General features: G+C 54.2%; 13 protein-coding genes. 11 read left to right on the top strand and 2 right to left on the bottom strand.

What is annotated here, in order from left to right:
- Positions 1-3 precede the first annotated feature (3 nt).
- The 8 genes from HY913_10840 (at position 4) to aroQ (ending at position 11,388) form a co-directional block, all read left to right on the top strand.
- Positions 4-3,231, top strand: a complete 3,228-nt coding sequence (locus HY913_10840; GenBank protein ID MBI4963760.1) for a molybdopterin-dependent oxidoreductase — start codon at positions 4-6, stop codon at positions 3,229-3,231.
- Between the two features lie 277 nt (positions 3,232-3,508).
- Positions 3,509-4,522, top strand: coding sequence for a 3-deoxy-7-phosphoheptulonate synthase (gene aroF, locus HY913_10835; protein ID MBI4963759.1), 1,014 nt, complete (start codon positions 3,509-3,511; stop codon positions 4,520-4,522).
- A 79-nt stretch (positions 4,523-4,601) separates the two neighbouring features.
- On the top strand, positions 4,602-5,519 hold the full coding sequence (locus tag HY913_10830) for a prephenate dehydrogenase/arogenate dehydrogenase family protein (protein ID MBI4963758.1): 918 nt from the start codon (positions 4,602-4,604) through the stop codon (positions 5,517-5,519).
- Positions 5,512-6,858, top strand: a complete 1,347-nt coding sequence (gene aroA / locus HY913_10825; GenBank protein ID MBI4963757.1) for a 3-phosphoshikimate 1-carboxyvinyltransferase — start codon at positions 5,512-5,514, stop codon at positions 6,856-6,858. The genes HY913_10830 and aroA overlap by 8 nt, the downstream gene beginning before the upstream one ends.
- Positions 6,852-7,724 (top strand): shikimate dehydrogenase, encoded by an 873-nt coding sequence (locus HY913_10820; protein ID MBI4963756.1) that lies wholly within the window; start codon positions 6,852-6,854, stop codon positions 7,722-7,724. The genes aroA and HY913_10820 overlap by 7 nt, the downstream gene beginning before the upstream one ends.
- Positions 7,702-8,889 (top strand): chorismate synthase, encoded by a 1,188-nt coding sequence (aroC, locus tag HY913_10815; GenBank protein MBI4963755.1) that lies wholly within the window; start codon positions 7,702-7,704, stop codon positions 8,887-8,889. The genes HY913_10820 and aroC overlap by 23 nt, the downstream gene beginning before the upstream one ends.
- Before the next feature lie 393 nt (positions 8,890-9,282).
- The gene (aroB, locus tag HY913_10810; GenBank protein ID MBI4963754.1) at positions 9,283-10,899 is read left to right on the top strand and encodes a 3-dehydroquinate synthase; all 1,617 of its coding nucleotides are present in this window, start codon (positions 9,283-9,285) and stop codon (positions 10,897-10,899) included.
- Between the two features lie 51 nt (positions 10,900-10,950).
- Positions 10,951-11,388: a type II 3-dehydroquinate dehydratase gene (gene aroQ, locus HY913_10805; protein ID MBI4963753.1), complete on the top strand. Its 438-nt coding sequence runs from the start codon at positions 10,951-10,953 to the stop codon at positions 11,386-11,388.
- A 98-nt stretch (positions 11,389-11,486) separates the two neighbouring features.
- On the opposite strand, the gene HY913_10800 is transcribed toward aroQ, so the two are convergent.
- Positions 11,487-12,692: an LptF/LptG family permease gene (locus HY913_10800; GenBank protein MBI4963752.1), complete on the bottom strand. Its 1,206-nt coding sequence runs from the start codon at positions 12,690-12,692 to the stop codon at positions 11,487-11,489.
- Positions 12,693-13,172: 480 nt separating this feature from the next.
- On the opposite strand from HY913_10800, the gene HY913_10795 reads away from it, so the two are divergent.
- Positions 13,173-14,054: a hypothetical protein gene (locus HY913_10795; protein MBI4963751.1), complete on the top strand. Its 882-nt coding sequence runs from the start codon at positions 13,173-13,175 to the stop codon at positions 14,052-14,054.
- A 424-nt stretch (positions 14,055-14,478) separates the two neighbouring features.
- On the opposite strand, the gene HY913_10790 is transcribed toward HY913_10795, so the two are convergent.
- Positions 14,479-15,477, bottom strand: a complete 999-nt coding sequence (locus tag HY913_10790) for an omptin family outer membrane protease (protein ID MBI4963750.1) — start codon at positions 15,475-15,477, stop codon at positions 14,479-14,481.
- A gap of 683 nt (positions 15,478-16,160) precedes the next feature.
- Between HY913_10790 and HY913_10785 the strand changes: the two genes are divergently transcribed.
- Both HY913_10785 and HY913_10780 read left to right on the top strand, forming a co-directional pair.
- Positions 16,161-17,150: a hypothetical protein gene (locus HY913_10785; GenBank protein MBI4963749.1), complete on the top strand. Its 990-nt coding sequence runs from the start codon at positions 16,161-16,163 to the stop codon at positions 17,148-17,150.
- A gap of 368 nt (positions 17,151-17,518) precedes the next feature.
- Positions 17,519-18,196, top strand: a complete 678-nt coding sequence (locus HY913_10780; protein MBI4963748.1) for a DUF3786 domain-containing protein — start codon at positions 17,519-17,521, stop codon at positions 18,194-18,196.
- Positions 18,197-18,239 lie beyond the last annotated feature (43 nt).

Below are 18,239 nucleotides of genomic sequence, written 5' to 3'. Positions count from 1 at the left end.
ATAATGAGCAATAAAAACACAAAGATAACGAACAGGAGGGGATTCCTGGCCGGCGGGGCACTCTTGGGAAGCGGGCTCCTCATTTCCGCTCCGAAGGTGTTGGCAGCTCCAACCGCACAAAAGCCTAATGCGGTAATGAACAGCAGCCGGCCCGACGCATCCTATGATCTGGTTAAACCCGCAAACATGATCTATTCCGCGTGCTTACAATGTAACACCGGCTGCGGAATCTCATGCAAGCAGCAGAATGGGGTAATAACAAAAATTGACGGCAATCCTTACAATCCATGGACACTGCTACCTCACTTGCCTTACAGCACCCATCCGGAAGAGGCCGCGCCGGTGGACGGGTCCATCTGTCCCAAGGGCCAGTCAGGTCTCCAGAGCGCTTATGATCCCTATCGAATTCGCAAAGTGCTGAAACGCGCAGGGAAACGAGGGGAGAACAAGTGGGTGGCCGTACCATTTGAGCAAGCGGTCCAGGAGATTTGCGAAGGCGGAAAACTATTTGCCAAGGTACCCGGCGAGGAAAGCCGTGAGATTGAAGGTCTGGCAAGGCTCCGAACTCTCACTGATCCCAAGGTCTCAAAGGCAATGGCCACTGACGTAAAGGCCATTTTGGACGAAAAGGATAAGGACAAAAAGAAAGCGCTGGTTGAAGAATTTAAGGCCAAGCACGCTGAACATCTGGACAAGCTCATCGATCCGAACCATCCGGACCTGGGGCCCCGCAACAATCAGATTGTCTTGGCCTGGGGCCGGCTCAAGGGAGGACGAGCCGAATTGTACAAGCGTTTGGCCGAAGGCCTAGGCACCACCAACGCTCACGGTCACACCACCGTTTGTCAAGGGTCTCTGTATTTCACTTGCAAGGCCATCAGCGAACAATATGTGGACGGAAAATTCACTGACGGAAAGAAATTTTACTGGCAGGCAGACACTGAGAACAGCCGCTTCATATTTTTTGTGGGGGCTAACCTTTTTGAAGCCAATTACGGCCCTCCCAACCGCGCGGTAAGACTCACCGGCAACCTCGTCAGCGGTTACACCAAGATCGCGGTAGCAGACCCGAGGTTCAGCAAGCTCGCATCCAAAGCATGGAAGTGGCTGCCACTGAAACCGGGAACCGATGCCGCGCTCGCTGCAGGCATGATCCGATGGATAATCGAAAACAAACGCTACGACGCGAAATTCCTTTCCTGTGCAAACAAAGCCGCTGCTCTTGCGGCCGGAGAAAACAGTTGGTGCAACGCCACATGGCTGGTGGAGATCAAAGACGGCAAGCCGGGGAAGTTCGTCAGAGCCACGGACGCGGCCTTAGCTCAACCCGAGACTCGGAAGACAAAAGACGGCAAGGACTACCAGGAGAAGTTCCTCCTTGCCACGGTTCAGGGAAAGCCGGTGGCATTCGATCCGAATGACACTAAGAGCCCTGTTTATGGCGATCTCTTCGTTGACACGAAGCTACCGGACGGCACCGTTGTAAAGAGTGGTCTGCAAGTGCTTCTCGAATCTTCCCAACAGCGCAGCCTGAAAGAATGGGCTGAGATCGCAGGGGTGAAAGAAACGGACGTGATTGCAGTGGCCCGTGAACTGACGAGCTACGGGAAAAAAGGGGCCGTTGATATTCACCGCGGACCCGCACAGCATACCAACGGCTTTTATAACGTCCTCTCTTGGATGACCGTCAATATGCTCCTGGGAAACTTTGACGCCAAGGGAGGGATGATAAAAGCTTCTACGTACGATTACATGGGAAAAGGAAAACTGTACGATCTCGCTGCGCAACCCGGTAAAACAGGGGCATTCGGTATTAGCTCGATCCGACACGGCGTGGATTATGAGAAAACCACTCTGTTCTCGGGGTATCCCGCTAAACGAAACTGGTACCCTCTGAGCAGCGACATTTATGAAGAAATCATCCCGTCCATTGGTGATGCCTACCCTTATCCGGTAAAGGCACTTTTCCTTTACATGGGCGCACCCACCTACTCTTTGCCCGCAGGCGATACGAACATAAAGATTCTCTGCGACACAGCGAAGGTCCCGCTCTTTGTGACGAACGACATCCTGATCGGCAGTACTTCCATGTACGCGGATTATGTTTTCCCGGACTTATCGTTCCTGGAGCGATGGGAATTTCAAGGAAGCCACCCTTGTGTTCCAAACAAGGTTCAACCTGTGCGCCAACCCGCTATGGCTCCCATACCTGAAAATTGCACCGTGTACGGCCAGAGTGTGCCCATGAGCTTTGAGGCCATGATTCTTGCTATTGCTGAAAGACTCGAGCTTCCCGGGTTCGGGGCCGATGCGTTTGGAAAAGGTCTGGACCTGAAGCATCCCGACGATTTCTACATTCGGGCGTTGGCGAATCTCGCGTTCGGGGAGAAGCCCGACGGTTCGGAAGCTGTGCCTGATACCGATGAGAATGAAATGAAGATCTTTCGAGAAGCCCGCCGCTATCTTCCCACCGGAGTATTTGAAGAAACCAGATGGAAGAAAATCGCAGGGGAAAAACTGTGGCCCAAGGTCGTGTACGTTCTTAATCGAGGCGGCCGCTTCGAGGATTGGGCGAAAGGGTACAAGGGCGACAGAGTTGCACATCCGTATGGGGCCTTGCTCAATCTGTATCAGGAAAAAACGGCTTCCACAATACACGCAGGAACCGGTAAAAAGAACGCCGGTTATGCCACCTTTGTGCCGATCAGGGATTACCTCGGCCGAGAGCCCAATGAACTACGCAAGGGTCATGACCTGGCTCTGATAACCCACCGCACTATTTCCCAGTGCAAAAGCCGTACGGTGGTAGACCAGTGGCTCACGCCTATTATGCCGGAAAACGGTGTCTTGCTGAACCCCGAAGACGCAAAACGGCTGGGATTAAAACAAGATCAACCGGTCAAAATCGTCAGTGCCTCAAATCCGTCGGGAGAATGGGATTTGGGGGCGGGCAACAAGAAACCCATGATCGGCAAAGTAGTGCTCACTCATACGGTGAGGCCCGGTGTCGTCAGCTTTGCTCTCGGGTTCGGGCATTGGGCCACCGGTGCTGCTGATGTGACCATTGACGGCAAGGTTATAAGACGAGATCCCAGGAGAGCGGCCGGCATTCATGCTAACGCTGCCATGTGGATCGACCCGGCGCTGAAGAACACTTGTATGGTCGACCCTGTAGGGGGGAGTGTGAGTTTCTACGACACGACCGTCAAGCTCATTCCGGTCAATTCATAGGCCTGTCCCAACTCGAGCGCTCGCTACCGGGCGCAGAAAACAGCGGGCTGAAAAAAGTATTGACAAGGCTGAGCCAATGGGGTATCCAATACTTTAACGTTGAGGTTTTTGTACCTATGATCAATTCCTGGCAGTTTAGCGCATTTTCTCAGTTTTTTGGGTGGTATTATTTTACCTCCCTAGGCGGCTGACGCGCGCTCCGACTGTCCGGTAATAACCCCATAAAAAAGAAGATGCGGAGCAAGCGCTCCGCATCTTTTTTTTTGGAGGAAAAAAGATGGTAGTCGTCATGAAAAAGGAAGCGAAGGAAGCTCAGGTATCCCGGGTCTTGGCAAAAATAGAAGACCTGGGGCTAACGGCCCATGTATCCAGAGGGAAAATCCGTACCATCGTGGGGGTGGTAGGCGACAACAGCGGGGTGGAGTCCACCGCGTTCGAGTCGCTCGGCGGTGTGGAAAGGGTGGTCCCTCTTCTCGGTCCCTTCAAACTTGCCAGTCGGGATTTCAAGAAGGAGGACACGGTATTCTCGATCGACGGTTCCCATATCGGGGGCAAGAAGATCATCGTCATGGCCGGTCCTTGCGCAGTGGAGAGCAAGGAGCAGATCATTCAGTCCGCGCTGGCGGTCAAGAAAGCGGGAGCTGTGGCCCTCCGAGGAGGTGCTTTCAAACCAAGGACTTCGCCGTACAGCTTCCAGGGGCTTGGCGAAGAGGGATTGAAGTTGTTGGCAGTGGCCCGGGACATGGCCGGATTGGCAGTCGTGACTGAGGTCACCACTCCGGAGCAGGTGCCTCTCGTAGCACAATACGCGGACGTCCTGCAGGTTGGAGCGAGAAACATGCAGAACTTTGCCCTACTGCACGCCGTCGGTGAGGCTCACAAGCCGGTCCTCCTCAAACGAGGCATGTCCAGCACGATTGAGGAATTTCTCAACGCAGCGGAGTACATCCTGAGCCACAACAACCCCCGCGTCATTCTCTGCGAACGTGGAATACGCACTTTTGAGACTTACACCCGGAATACCCTTGACATTAATGCCATTCCCGTCCTGAAATCGCTCAGCCACCTTCCTGTTGTGGTAGATCCGAGTCACGGAACCGGTAAACGCGAATATGTAGCCGCGGTCAGTCGCGCGGCCGTCGCCGCGGGAGCCGACGGTTTGATCGTTGAGGTTCATCCCAACCCGGAAAACGCTTTGTCTGATGGAGCGCAGAGCCTTACACCGGACGAATTCGAGTCCTTGATGAGCGAATTGAAACCCGTCGCCGAGGCGGTTGGGAGAACGATGTAATTCTGAAGAGGCCTGAACACGCAGCGAGCGAGCAGTCCCAGGAATTATCGTATTGTAACTAATGACGCGGGGGGTCTTGATGAAAGGACTTGAGTTGACACTGTCAAAAACTAGCATCGCGATCGTTGGCATGGGGCTGATGGGAGGCAGCTTAGGCAAAGCCCTGGTCAAACACAGAGCCTGTAGAGAAGTTCGCGCGTTGGTACGCCGTCCCATGGCCGCCCGCCAGGCCGTTGCGTCCGGAGCCGCTCATATCGCCGGGACAGATCCGCAGCAGATACTGGCCGATGCACATATTGTGGTCTTCGCGACCCCCGTGAGGACTATCGAAAAGCAGATCGGCTCACTCAAGGGGTTCCTGAAACCGGGAGCGGTAGTCACGGATCTTGGCAGTGTTAAGAAGGGGGTAGCAAGTGTCATGGAAGACCTGCCCGACGGCATTTTTGCCGTGGGAGGGCATCCCATGTGCGGAAAGGAAAGCTCGGGACTTGCTGAGGCAGATCCGGACCTGTTTGCAGGCAAAGTATGGGTACTGGTCCCCCTGAAAAACAGCAATACTGGAGCCATGAAACTGATCAATGAATTGGTAAGCGTTGTGGGCGCGCGTTCCGTGAAAATGAACGCGCCGGAGCACGATGAAGTGGTGGCGTGCATAAGTCATCTTCCATATCTTCTTGCCACTACGTTAGTCTCAGTGGCCGAGGAAACCTCCAAAGACCAGCCGTCCATATGGAATCTGGCATCAAGCGGGTTTCGAGACACTTCGCGCGTCGCAGCGGGCGACCTCTCAATGATGATGGATATTATGGCAGCCAACCGGGCCAACATAACCCGTTCGGTGGAGAAGGCTTTGCGGCATCTGGAAGTGGTAAGGCAATCACTGGTGAGTGGAGACGAAAAGATCTTGCGCGATCTGTGCTCCGATGCACGGGACAGAAGGCTCCAACTGTTCAAAGATCACGATGGCGTCGGTGCGGGGAAGGTCTCCCATGCATGATGTCTCGGTTCTGCGAATCCAGCCTGCCGGAGCGCTGACCGGCAAAGTATGGCTTCCCGGCGACAAATCGCTCTCTCATCGAGCACTCATCCTTTCTTCGCTGTCCGACGGGGTCTCTAGAATAGGCAACTGTCTGGTAGCCGGGGTCACAGAGGCAATGATAGACTGTCTCGAAGGCCTTGGAGTCAAAATAAAGATTGAAACAGATCGGTCGGTCGGCGATTTTGAAACCGCTGAGGTCTCTGTGCACGGTTGCGGCCTGCGAGGATTCGCTCGCCCGGCCAAAGAGCTGAACTGCAGAGGGTCGGCGACCACCATGCGTCTTCTGGCCGGTGTGCTTGCGGGTCAGCCTTTTCAATCCACGCTTGATGGAAATGACCGGCTCCGATTGCGCCCGATGGATAGAGTGATCGAGCCGCTTCGAGAAAAAGGCGCACGCATTGAGACGAAAAACGGCAACGCACCTCTGACCTTTCTGCCTTCGGTCCTGAAGTCCTCTGAGCATGTCTTAAGCGTCGCCAGCGCGCAGGTGAAATCAGCTTTGCTTCTTGCCGGGCTTTTTTGCGAGGGCCCGACGACCGTGGTCGAGCCTCATGTCAGCCGAGACCACACGGAACGAATGTTGCGGAACCTGGGCATAGGAGTTACCCAATCAGAGGATGGCCAGGGACGCCACGTCGTCACGATGTCCGGAGGGATTCCGCGATTGCCCGCGATGGATCTTACTCTTGCATCCGATCCGTCGTCCGCGGCCTTCCTGACAGTGGCAGGCCTGCTGGTACCAGGCTCCTCCGTGCAGATTCCGAATCTTTGCCTGAACCCTGGGCGTGCAGGGCTGTTCGAGGTCCTTCAGTCCATGGAAGCAGATTTGGACATGGTGGTCGAGTCGGATTCAACCGGTGAGCCCGTTGGAACCGTGGATGTCCGGGCCAGCAAACTCCATGGTGTTGAGATTAAGGGACCTGTGGTCACCAGGATGATTGATGAGTTTCCCATACTTGCGGTGGCGGCAACTCAGGCATCCGGGGCCACCGTGGTGAGCGACGCCCAGGAGTTGAAGCTGAAGGAGAGCGACAGGATTCAGGCCTTAGCGGAAGAGCTTAACAAAATGGGCGCCGGCATTCAGACCTTGACCGACGGCTTTGTCGTACCCGGATCCGCGCGCCTCCAGGGGGCCGTGGTAAACGCCCGAGGGGATCACAGACTGGCAATGAGCCTCACTGTGGCCGGATTGGTAGCACGCGGGGAAACCTTGATACACGGATGGGAGGTCATGCGTGAATCCTTCCCGAATTTCCCGCATGTTCTCAGGCAGATGGGGGCGAGTGTAGAATGGTAGCCAAGGATACCATACGAGCCGGTGTCATCGGGTACCCGGTGGCCCACAGTCTCAGTCCGGCCATGCACAACGCGGCGTTCGACTCTTTGGGTATGAACTGGCGTTACGTGCCTATCCGCGTGAGACCGGAAAGATTGCGGGACATCGTGTTGGGCCTCGAATCGAAAGCGTTTCGTGGAATAAATGTAACGATTCCACATAAAGAGAACGTGATCCCTTTGTTGGACAAGGTTTCGCCGGAGGTCACACGGATAGGCGCGGTTAACACTGTTACTCTCAAGGACGGAAAGCTCTCGGGAGAGAATACTGATTGGTCGGGCTTTCTGGCCGCACTGGAGGAATTGAACTTCGATCCTGCGGGCTGTAATGCTCTCATTTTGGGATCGGGCGGGGCCGCTCGGGCCATTGCTTACGCCTTGGCTTCTTGCAGTGCGCGGATCCTGATGTCGTCCAGAAACAGGGCGGCCGGCGACGATGTAGCCAAACAGGTTCGAAGGGCCTTTCCACGTGCCTCGATTACATGGGCCCACAACCAGGCACTGCGCGGCATGAGTATTCGTTGCGATTTGCTGGTAAACGCCACCCCCGTGGGCATGAGCCCCCGCGGGGAATTCTCCCCGTGGCCCGATGAAGTCCCCCTGCCTCAGTGCTCCTTCGTTTACGACACAGTTTACAACCCTTCTAGAACACGCCTTATGGAGCAGGCATCCAGCCGCGGGATGAAATGTGCAAACGGATTGAGTATGCTTGTCCATCAGGCGGCTCTGTCGTTCAGCATCTGGACGGGCAGATCTGCACCGATTGATGTCATGCGAAAAGCAATCTCCTATGGTGATGAGAATGTTGCGGTTTCTCACTGCGGGTGAATCCCACGGGCCGGAGCTTACAGTTATCTTGGAAGGTCTTCCTGCGGGCATTCCTTTGACCACCGACGACATAGACTTTCAACTCGCGCGCCGCCAGAAAGGTGAAGGCTCGGGCGGTCGCATGGCGATAGAGCAAGACCGCGTCCGCATTACGGGCGGGGTTATGGCAGGCTGCACCACAGGCGCGCCAATTTCCATGGTAATCTCTAACAAGGACTTCGCGGCCTGGGTTGAGCGAGATATTGCACCCATGACGATTCCTCGTCCAGGGCACGCTGACCTTACCGCGGCCCTGAAGTATGGATACCGTGACCTGCGGCTCGGCCTGGAAAGAGCTTCAGCGAGAGAGACCGCGGCTCGGGTTGCCATGGGTGCGGTTTGCCGAATGCTCCTCCAGAATTTCGAGATTGTCATAGGGTCGTACGTTCTTTCCATTGGGTCTGTTCAGGCTGTTGTGCCGGCAGACTCCGATTTTGCTACGCTTCTTTCACGTGCGGAAGCAAGCCCAGTGCGCTGTCCGGATGAGGAAGCCGGCAGGAAAATGCTCGAAGAAATAGCCGGAGCGCGAGCCGCGGGAGACACCCTCGGCGGTGTTCTCGACTGCGTAGCCTTGAACCTTCCTCCCGGCCTGGGGAGCCACATACACTGGGATCGGAGACTGACTACCAGGCTCATGGCGGCTGTGGGTTCTATTCCTGCCATCAAAGGAGTCCAATTTGGAAACGCTTTCGGCGACGCGGCCAGCGCGGGCACCGATGTCCACGATGAGATATTGTGCGATAGTCAAGGAACCCTCAGTCGCGCTTCAAATCGAGCTGGAGGGCTCGAAGGAGGAATTACCACCGGGCAGCCTCTGATTGTTAGAGCCGCAATGAAGCCCATAAGCACTACTATGAAGGGACTGGGGTCGGTTGACCTTGCCACAGGCCAGCCGGCCAGGACCGTTTATGAACGTAGCGACATCTGTGCGGTCCCAAGGGCCTGTATTGTGGCCGAGGCTATGGTCTCTTTTGTGCTGGCGGACGCCCTGATGGAAAAGCTTGGCGGCGACAGCCTGGATGAAATGGCCGCGCGATACAAGAATCTCAGGCGCAGCACAGTGGGAGACCTCCCCATGGACAGCACTTCGTGGAGATTCGGATACAAAACACCCGATAGCAAATAATACCCTCGGTCTCTCAGACGTGGCGTATAGGGAGGAAACCCTCTTGCAAGCTTAGCCTGAGAATTGGGTGCCACTGCTGGCTTGTCCAGCAGTGCATGCTTATAGCAGTTGCCATAAATTTTGACCTTTTGCACAGCTCGCGCTCTAAGTGTACCCGTAGGGCCGGCGTCCCTGCCGGCCCGAACGAGTTGATTTGTATCCGAAAAATGTGCCGGCACGGAGGCCGGCACCTACCAATTTTCAAGAGGCGAATTTCGTGATCGGACACTGTTTTTGACACATGCTATAGGAACACTGCTGGACAAGCCGGCAGTGGCACCCAGATCAACAAGAAGGCAAGCTCCTCAGCTCATGGGCGTGACCCAAAAAGTAGAGAACTCGGGAATACCGGCCATGAAAGCAACTGCACTGAGATCCCTTATGACAAACTACAACGGAAACATAATTCTCGCCGGCTTCATGGGCACAGGAAAGACCACGATAGGCCGACGCTTGGCCCAGACGCTCGGGTGGGAATTCCTCGACACAGACGCGACAATTGAAGAACGAGAAGGACAAAATGTTTCGCAGATCTTCAAGACCCGCGGCGAAGAACATTTCAGGTTGTCGGAGAGAATGATCTGCCGTGAAATAGCCCTATTGAGAAATACCGTTGTCGCTACCGGCGGTGGGATGCTGCTTGACCCCGAGAATCGCCGCCTTCTGTACTCATCGGGGGTCGTTTTTCGTCTGAGCTGCCCGGCCCCTGAAATCCTCCAGAGGGTTGGTTCCAGTACGAAGCGTCCCCTGATTGAAAGAGATCCCGTGGAGCAGGTTTCGCGGCTCATGCAGGAAAGGGAGCCCGTTTACGCGTCTCTCCCCTTTCAAATTGACGCCACGGGACTGAATGCGGATACCGTCTCGACGCGCATACTGCGAGTCATGGCCCGAGGGACCGACGAAATAAGGTTCGTTCCCGTAAGCCTTGCCGAAGGTGGGGGCTATACATTAGCCATCGGGCCCGGGGCACTGGATTTTCTGGGCGACATGATCAGTGACCGGGGCCTCACCGCCAGAGTTGCGGTGGTGGCCGATGAGAACGTCGCGCGACTTCACCTGGGGTCCGTGATGACCAGCCTTGAGGGGGCCGGCTTCCAGCCGTTTGCGTGCACCATCCCTGCCGGGGAACAGAGCAAGAACCCTATACAACTGGAAGCCCTGTACAACTGCTTCCTCGACAATAGATTGGATAGGCGAGGGGCCGTGGTCGCACTGGGTGGAGGCGTTACGGGTGATCTGGCGGGATATGCCGCCGCGACCTATATGCGCGGGGTCACGCTCATTCAATGCCCCACAACTCTTTTGGCCATGGTAGATTCCAGCGTGGGAGGCAAAACCGGCATTGACCTGCCGCAGGGTAAGAACCTGGTCGGCGCGTTCAAGCAACCATTGATAGTGATCTCCGACGTTGAGACGCTCAAGACGCTTCCAGATTCCGAAATACGCATGGGCATGGCAGAGGTGATCAAGCACGGTGTTATCGGGGACCCGGACCTGTTTGAATTGCTGGAAGCCTCCGGGAGCGCCATACTTCTGGACTCGGATATGATTGCACGGGGCGTGGGAGTGAAGATTAGTGTGGTAGAAGCCGATCCGTTTGAAGGAGGGCTCCGCGAAGTCCTGAACCTCGGGCACACTGTCGGCCACGCGCTGGAAAAATGTAGCCGATACACTTTGGGTCACGGGGACGCTGTAGCCGTGGGTTTGCTTGCCGTCGCGCGCATTTCGGAACAAATGGGATTGTGCGGCGGCGAGTTGGCCGATAGACTCGAAGCGCTACTGATTAAAGTGGGCTTGCCTGTTCGACACAATGCCTCTCCGGAAGAAGTTGTTCAAGTTATGGCTTCCGACAAGAAAGTGGTTGCAGGACGCGTCCGTTTCGTGCTGATAAGAGACATCGGAAAAGTCGAACCTGGTTGGAAAGTCGAACCTGAACAATTGAAAGGGATCTTGGAGAGTCTCAAAGGATAGCCCTTTCCCGAACCCTTCTGATGGGGTCTTTGACCACGAGAGGACTCGAATATGAAAATCCTGATATTGCACGGCCCGAATCTCAACGCGCTCGGCAAGAGAGAACCTGAAGTCTACGGCAAAGCCACTCTCGATGATATAAACAAGCGGCTGATTAAGAAGGCAAGCGGTCTGGGGATGGAAATACAATGCCTCCAATCCAACCACGAAGGCGCCCTCATAGACGCCCTTCATGAGGCGGTAAAGTGGGCTGACGGCATTATCATAAATCCCGCGGCCCTAACGCATACAAGTGTGGCGCTGCGAGATGCTATTGCGGCAACCGGCCTACCTGCCGTTGAAGTTCATTTAACCAATATCCACGCTCGGGAACAATTCCGCCGCCGATCTTTGACGGCCGGTGTCTGTGCGGGACAGATCGCGGGGTTCGGAGCCGACTCCTACTATCTTGCTTTGCTGGCATTGAAGGAGATTGTGGAGAAGAAGTAGCGCCGGTGCGGAGTATGGGCAGGGCGTGGAGTCTCTGCCCAGGCTGTGACCCTGCACCTACGCGATCTCCGCGGCAAAACGGTATTCTGCAACCAAGGCTATGGCGAATCTCTCCGGATTCGCAGTATTAGCCGTTGAGCCAGGCGAATGATTCCCGGGACGCGTTCCTGCGCCACGCAATGCATAAAATATGCGCCCGCGAAAATGAAAACCAGCGGAGGCAGCGGGATCACCAATTCCGGAGCGGCCAGGCCCGACCGAGCCAATCGTTCCGTGGCCAGCGTGAACGCGTAGTACGCGAAGACGACCACCAACCCCACCGAGACATTGTTCAGCCGACTCCGTCCCATGTTTAGCACGCCCAGCGGGAATGCGACCACGGCTAGAGCTAGACATGCCAGAGGATAGGTGAATCTCTGGACGATCAGCATCCTCGCGAAGGTGCGAACGCGCTGGTAAAATGCCAGCACCTCCGGAGTGTCGGTTGGCTTCACCTGCGTGACACGCTCTACGTGTTTCACGATTTCCCGCACCGACATTTCCTCGAGCGACATTTGGGTCCCTGTGTCCGCCTGGTCCAGAGGATATCGGAATGTATAGGTTTCAAACGCGAGGCTGCCCGTGGAATCACCGTGCCGATCCTCCGTCAACATGGTGCCGTTGCGGAGGTGCAGCACAAAAGCCTTTCCTTCAGGATCAGGAGCGGCCTTCCCCTCGTGAGCCAATATTGTTGTCACCTCGTTCGGTTGTGAAGACTCCTGTATAAACACTCGACTCATGATCCCCGTGGCGGGATCGATCTCCTCCACAAAGAGGATCAAATTCTTGAGCTTGTCGAAGAAGGTCCGCTCTTCTATCCCGGCATCGACTCTCTTCGTAAGGGCTTCGTGCATCAATCGGCGGCCTTCGGAAATTCCTTTGGGAATAAGAACCAGCGTACAAAACAGGCTTAGAGCCAAACCGATGGTTCCTAGTGTAAGAACAGGCGGCAACAGCCGGATTACCGAAATCCCCGATGACTTGATGGCTGCAATTTCATTATCCGCGGCGAGCCTTCCCAAGCCCAGCAAGATGCCGATGGTCATTGACAGCGGCAGCACAGTGACCAAAGTTCCCGGCAAGACGTTAATCAATACCTGAAACATAATCACGGTCAATCCCATGTCGCGCCCAATGACCTTTTGAAGAACAGGCAAGAAACCGGCAATAAGACCGGCCATTAAAAAGATCGCCAGGCAAAATAAAAAAGATACCGTGATCTCACGGAACACGTACCGATTGATTATGCGAGGACCAACCGCCAAGGTGCGACCCCTGCTTGAATATGGATAAAATGTATCCCGACCGGCCCGAAAGCCTGCAAAATATGCCGGGCTATGACGCCCCGGGTTGACGAAGTTTACACCAATACTTGCGGCAGAGAAAGGTTAGCTGTGATAGGCTTGTGCCGGATTCAAACGAGGTCGGGAAAAATCATTCCGTCACGCGGGGTGAGCACGCACAGCGGTTGACCTAAGCCGCCTGCGCTTTTTGCGGAAGCTCTCACCGTCATTCCGACGAAAGCCGGATTCCAGAAAAACACTGGACCCCGGCTTTCGCCGGGGTGACGATCACGCCCATGGTAGGACTGGTGGGATTGTCTTTGACCGGTCGGCATTGCGGCGTTCACTTGCCCCCGGACAACTGAGCGATTACATCAGGAAGCTTAAAGAGCTTGACGAGGCCCCGGAAATTGTGATTAAATACGAACGCTGGAATTTATTTGGTATTCCATGAAGGGCTGCATGAAATTAATCGACCGCAACGCCATGGTGAAGGCTCTAGTAAAGAGTCTTCTCACTTTAGTGCTGATATGTGCAGTGGGGGTGGCTCCTTGCAGCGCCCAGTCTCACGCGGCCGCGTTAGGGTCTTACCTGCCAATTGCGGGCTTGGAGCGTTTCATCGGGCCGATAATCCCTGCATGCGGCATCGGGAGCACATTCCGCAGTGAAGTTTCCGCGGGAATGGGCGTCGGTGACGTCAGGGGGGCCAAACTCACAGGCTCCAGTATAGGAGAAATAAGCCTCAGGAGGTCCCTGCTGGACGAGGCTCCGCTCCGCCTTGAGGTGTTGACGAACCTTCGTCTTTGGCGTTTTGGTTTTCGAGCCGCTTACACCAATTTCGAGACGAGAGCAAAACACGTGAATCTCGGGAGAGTTGACTTCACCGGGTTGACCCTCGGTGGTGACGTGGACGTAGTGCAGTTCCCGTGGCTCTCGGCGGGCGCGTGTGTGGACTTCTACCTGTACGACCCGAGTTTTCAAGGACCGATTTTTAATCCGGACAACAGCACTGAGACCTTACAGATAGTTGGGCGCAAACCTTCGACAATCGGAGCGTACTTGCGCTATATTCCCCCGGAAATCCTTGGCTATCCATTGCACCTGGAAGCCTGGTACAAAGCCCCCTTGGGGGGATCGAAATTCACCGCCTATGGTGCGGCATTGGTCTTCAGGCCGCAAATATACCGTTTCGACGTTGCCGCCAAATTGGCCCTGGAAAGGGAACACCTCAAGTTTTCCGCTGAACCGCGCACGCAGTTTCCAGTTCTTTTGTTCCCGGATCAAAAGTGGGAAATCGATATGGAGTGGAACCTGTTCACCGTGGATGTTGCCATTTATTTTTAGAATGGTCCGACAACTGCCAAACATCTCTTCCAGTTAGCGCTCGCACGGCCGCCCTGCCCTGACAAAACCATCCTATTCCTCGGTACGACCACGCTGTTGACAGGAATCATGTCGTTAGTTGGATGACATGCGCCAACTCCAAAATTCTTGATTGCATGGCACATATTTTACAGTGTTTGAATTTTTGATGTGTCGCTAGGTACGAGTAGGATGCGGTGAGTGAGCGAACCGCATCCCTCTCGCTAGGACGAAAGCGCATTGGTATTATTCCTGTAGCGCCGGCGTCTCGCCGGTAACAATGCCTTCTTGGCGCAAACGCACGAGCCTGTACCGCTAAATTGTGAGGTTAGATGGCTTCAAGGTTGGAGTCCGAGGGTTACTTGGAATTCTGAGACAGTTTCAGCAGGGGCGGCCGCCAATCCGGCTAAAATTTCACCTCTGCGAACGCGGAAATTGTGGCCTGATCGGACCACACTTTTGATCCCCCGAAGGAAAAATCAATGTTGAACAAGCTATTGGTCAATTGATGTGAGCCGTTGGTCAACAGTCTCTTGAAATCTCCGTCCAGGCCGACCCAGACGGTTTGCTTCACCATGCAGGTAGCTCGCAGGGAAATGTGCCAACAATGCCCGCTTGTTCTCTCACGCGTGATACGCTCACCGCTCCGCAGAAGGTGTAGGTCCTCATTTCGAGCGGTGATGAAAGCATAATCCGCCTGAAAGAGCAGATCAATCTCCGGGAGTGATACCGCGCCGCCCGACCCGTTAAGATGCGTGTTCAACATACATCCTACGTAATAATGGGAAAAAGATTGCGCAAATTCAATTCCATCTCCGTGAAGATCTGCGACCCCGCCCCCAAGGACCGCCTGGAACCCATCATGGGTGGTAAAGAAGAAATACTCGTTTCGATAACCGAATACCGGGCGAAGGTTGATCAACTGCTCCAAAGGTGTGGCCGCCGATAACCTGACGTCGAAAAGCAAACCGCGATTCAATCGGCATTTGGATTCACTGAAAATCGTTTTTTGATCAGGAGCGGCTTCATCGTCCCAATCGCTGTCCTGCATCTTCAATGATCCATCACGGCTCACATTCATCCATCCCTGAAACTGGAGCGACCACCACCGGCTGGTGTAGCTGGTTTCAATTCCCATGAACCATTGATCAATGGGAAATTCCAACCTGCTTAGAGGGTCTTGCTGTGTGGCAAAAGGGTTGGGAAACTGATAGGAAGTGAAACTGTTAAGATACTTTTTTATGCCGAGAGAGCAATAATGTCCGTATGCTCTTCCGGCATCGTCCGGGGCCCAGTTTGGAGCTAAGGGAAGCTGCAAGCCGCGAATATATGATTCGGATCTTTCAGCTACCCCTAGACACGACATGACACAAATGGCGACCCACACCGCCAGGCGTCGAACCATACCCATTCCTCTGAAAAACAGCCGGAAGCATCCGGCAGATCACTAAAACGTTTAAGTGAGATTACCGGCGCTACGCGTAAGCCTCGCTTCAGCCACTCCAAGGGCCGAAATCGACGAGCCGGTTCCTCTTTGGTCGCGGGTGACACCTATTTGGGTCTCTTGGGACAGGACCGATTTCAGGGTCACCCTTCATCTTATTGCTTGCTTTAAATATACAATAACATAAACATGATGCGCTGTCAACTTTGATTTATCATTATGTATTACTATCTATCGACATTGGCATTTGTACATAACATCCAGTTTTTACTATGTAACATTGTGCGAAACTCCGGCAAGGCGACAACGAAAACCCATTTCGCAGTCAGAAGCGTTCCGAGCGGAGCCATCCCACCAGAGCTGCCAGGGGGACGGGCGCACGCCTATTCTGACTGCCTGTAAAGAATACTATGATATTTCCATATATTATAGCAATTTGTTAATTAATTACATTATAGTGTTACACAAAGGCCTTAATAATGGTTCACCATGCAACAAAAGCCAGCCTGGGACTTATTATTGCTTGACAAAAAGAAGCTATTATCCTAGAAGTTTAGCATACGAAAATTTTGGTGCAAGTGGGGGTTATTCGCTCTCTGAAGTGAGAGAGGGTGTTGTTTTCTTCTTTTTAGGAGGATGAGGATATGGCTATAAGACGTGTCGCTGTTCTTTTTGTTGGAATTTTGGTTTTGGGGCTGGCTCCTACTCTAGTGTCTGCGCAGGGCACATTTGGAATGGGCCTGCCCGGATTTCCTTCATTTTCAGGATTACTTGGCGAACGTTTAGGCTGTGGGCAGGAAAAGACGGCCTTTTCGTCATTAAAATTCTATGTTGGATGGGGGGACGATCGGATTGGAAACCGTTTCGGTGAGTCGGCTGCCGACTTGCCGCTGGGTGGCACTTCCGACCCCCGCAACTGGCGACATCCCAATCGGGGACTGTGGCTTGGCCTTGCGGATCAACTGCAATTTACCGAGAGGATCGGTGTCCTGGTTAGCGGTTGGTACCTCATCCCTTCAAACCGAAATGGAGAAGAGCAAGTTACTTCCTCCGGATTTGTGCGAAAGACTTGGGAAACTAAGAACAGATGGTACTGGCTTGAAGCGGCTTTGAATGTTGATGTAGGAATGGGATCTGTTGTGGGCGGTTTCCGGTACGACTACAACACGGCCAGTTTTAAAGACCCATTCAATATTGTTAGCCTCAACCAGAGTGACACTCCGGAAGCGGACTTTACTTTCGAGAACTTCATCCCATTCTTTGGCATTCAATACTCGTGTGCCAACTTGACCGCTCGTGTCATTGGATTCCCTGCCTTGTTCGGGACTGCCAGATATGGGGAAACAAATCTGGCATTTGCGAACCCGGCGATTTTCAGCAGAATCGAAGGCACAGGCACGTACAAGAACGGTTATTTCTTCGAAGCTTTTCTGGAGTACTCTCGCGCTGTCTTCGGTACAGGGCAAATCGGAGCGTTTGGACGATACACAGCGATTCACAGCCAGAGCACCACCGATTTTGAAGGAGCGCTCGCCGGTATCATTCCACCGACGGCTTCCACCAATTTGTTTCTGGACCGGCAAAACTGGACCGTCGGCGGGAGCTTGCGGCTTGACTTTAGTCTGCCTATGTAGGCTTCGGAGCGCATAAGCATTGGGTCCGCGGGCAATCAATTCAATTTACGCGGGAAGCCGTATTTGACACGACAAAACGTGGGATGAGTTCGGCCCGTGACCTTAAGAGTAATCCTGGGCCCCGCAGCTAAACGCGTGGGGACCCTCCTTTAATCAATGTACGCTTGGCAATAGATTGAATGAAGCCCTCTGAACAGAGGGCTTTTTTATTGGTGCAGACTGGATCGCGCTCACGGAACGCTGCACGCGCCAGAGTTGGTAGGGCATAGTGAGAGGCATTGAAATCGCGACAAACACGGCGCGAAGATAGGCCCTCCGATGAACCGCCATTTTTCAATGAATATCCCTGTGATGGACTGGTGATGGGAATGACCGATCTGCCTCCCGATGAATACACAATGTGGGTGGAACGCGAAAGACAAGGCAAGAACCTGGAAGAACTGGAAAAACACCACAAGGAACTTCTGGAGCGCGTTAAGAGAATAGACCCACTCACCATTGTCGAAATGACCGACGCTATCTACAAGGGAGACGGGACTCCACGGGTAATGGTCTCCTTTCTGCACAGTTGGTTCGTTCTGGATCTGCTCCCGTACCGCATCCGAGCAGGCCACCCTGAAGTGGATACCTTGGCAATGAAGGTGCTGGTCTTGCAGCACTTCATTGCAGCCGCAGAAAACCAAGGTACCGCAGTGAGAGTCATGGGCCAGTGGATCGACTGTCGTTCCCTGCGCTACGGCGCTGTGATGGGCGCGCATTTCCTGAAAACCACCACCGAGATCCTGGGACAGTTTTTCGCTCGGGGCGAGGATCAGCGCATTGCCAAAGTGCTACAGTGGGGTGGTAAACCAATAGAGTTAGGTGACTACGGCTATATCTTCAAGTTCTTTCCTAGATTACCCGTGGCCTTGATCCATTGGGAGGGCGATGACGAGTTTCCCGCGTACAGTAAGATCCTGTACGACGTGTCCGCCAGCAACTACATGCCGACCCACGGACTGGCCGCCTTGACCGACTTCCTCCTGCACAAACTCGCCGAACCGTAGGAAAATATCTGGGGAGGCCCTTTTTGTAAAAAGGGCCTCCCCA

This window comes from Desulfomonile tiedjei (assembly GCA_016212925.1).
In the GTDB taxonomy this organism is placed as follows: domain Bacteria; phylum Desulfobacterota; class Desulfomonilia; order Desulfomonilales; family Desulfomonilaceae; genus JACRDF01.
Note: the sequence above shows the minus strand (reverse complement) of the source record. Positions and strands in the feature narration are given on the sequence as shown.

What these genes read in the sequence shown, in the direction of transcription:
- aroF (MBI4963759.1), top strand. Translation starts at nt 3,509, where the DNA reads ATGGTAGTCGTCATGAAAAAGGAAGCGAAGGAAGCTCAGGTATCCCGG.
- HY913_10820 (MBI4963756.1), top strand. Translation starts at nt 6,852, where the DNA reads ATGGTAGCCAAGGATACCATACGAGCCGGTGTCATCGGGTACCCGGTG.
- HY913_10780 (MBI4963748.1), top strand. Translation starts at nt 17,519, where the DNA reads ATGACCGATCTGCCTCCCGATGAATACACAATGTGGGTGGAACGCGAA.
- HY913_10830 (MBI4963758.1), top strand. Translation starts at nt 4,602, where the DNA reads ATGAAAGGACTTGAGTTGACACTGTCAAAAACTAGCATCGCGATCGTT.
- HY913_10790 (MBI4963750.1), bottom strand. Translation starts at nt 15,477, where the DNA reads ATGGTTCGACGCCTGGCGGTGTGGGTCGCCATTTGTGTCATGTCGTGT.
- aroB (MBI4963754.1), top strand. Translation starts at nt 9,283, where the DNA reads ATGAAAGCAACTGCACTGAGATCCCTTATGACAAACTACAACGGAAAC.
- HY913_10785 (MBI4963749.1), top strand. Translation starts at nt 16,161, where the DNA reads ATGGCTATAAGACGTGTCGCTGTTCTTTTTGTTGGAATTTTGGTTTTG.
- HY913_10840 (MBI4963760.1), top strand. Translation starts at nt 4, where the DNA reads ATGAGCAATAAAAACACAAAGATAACGAACAGGAGGGGATTCCTGGCC.
- HY913_10795 (MBI4963751.1), top strand. Translation starts at nt 13,173, where the DNA reads ATGAAATTAATCGACCGCAACGCCATGGTGAAGGCTCTAGTAAAGAGT.
- aroQ (MBI4963753.1), top strand. Translation starts at nt 10,951, where the DNA reads ATGAAAATCCTGATATTGCACGGCCCGAATCTCAACGCGCTCGGCAAG.
- aroA (MBI4963757.1), top strand. Translation starts at nt 5,512, where the DNA reads ATGCATGATGTCTCGGTTCTGCGAATCCAGCCTGCCGGAGCGCTGACC.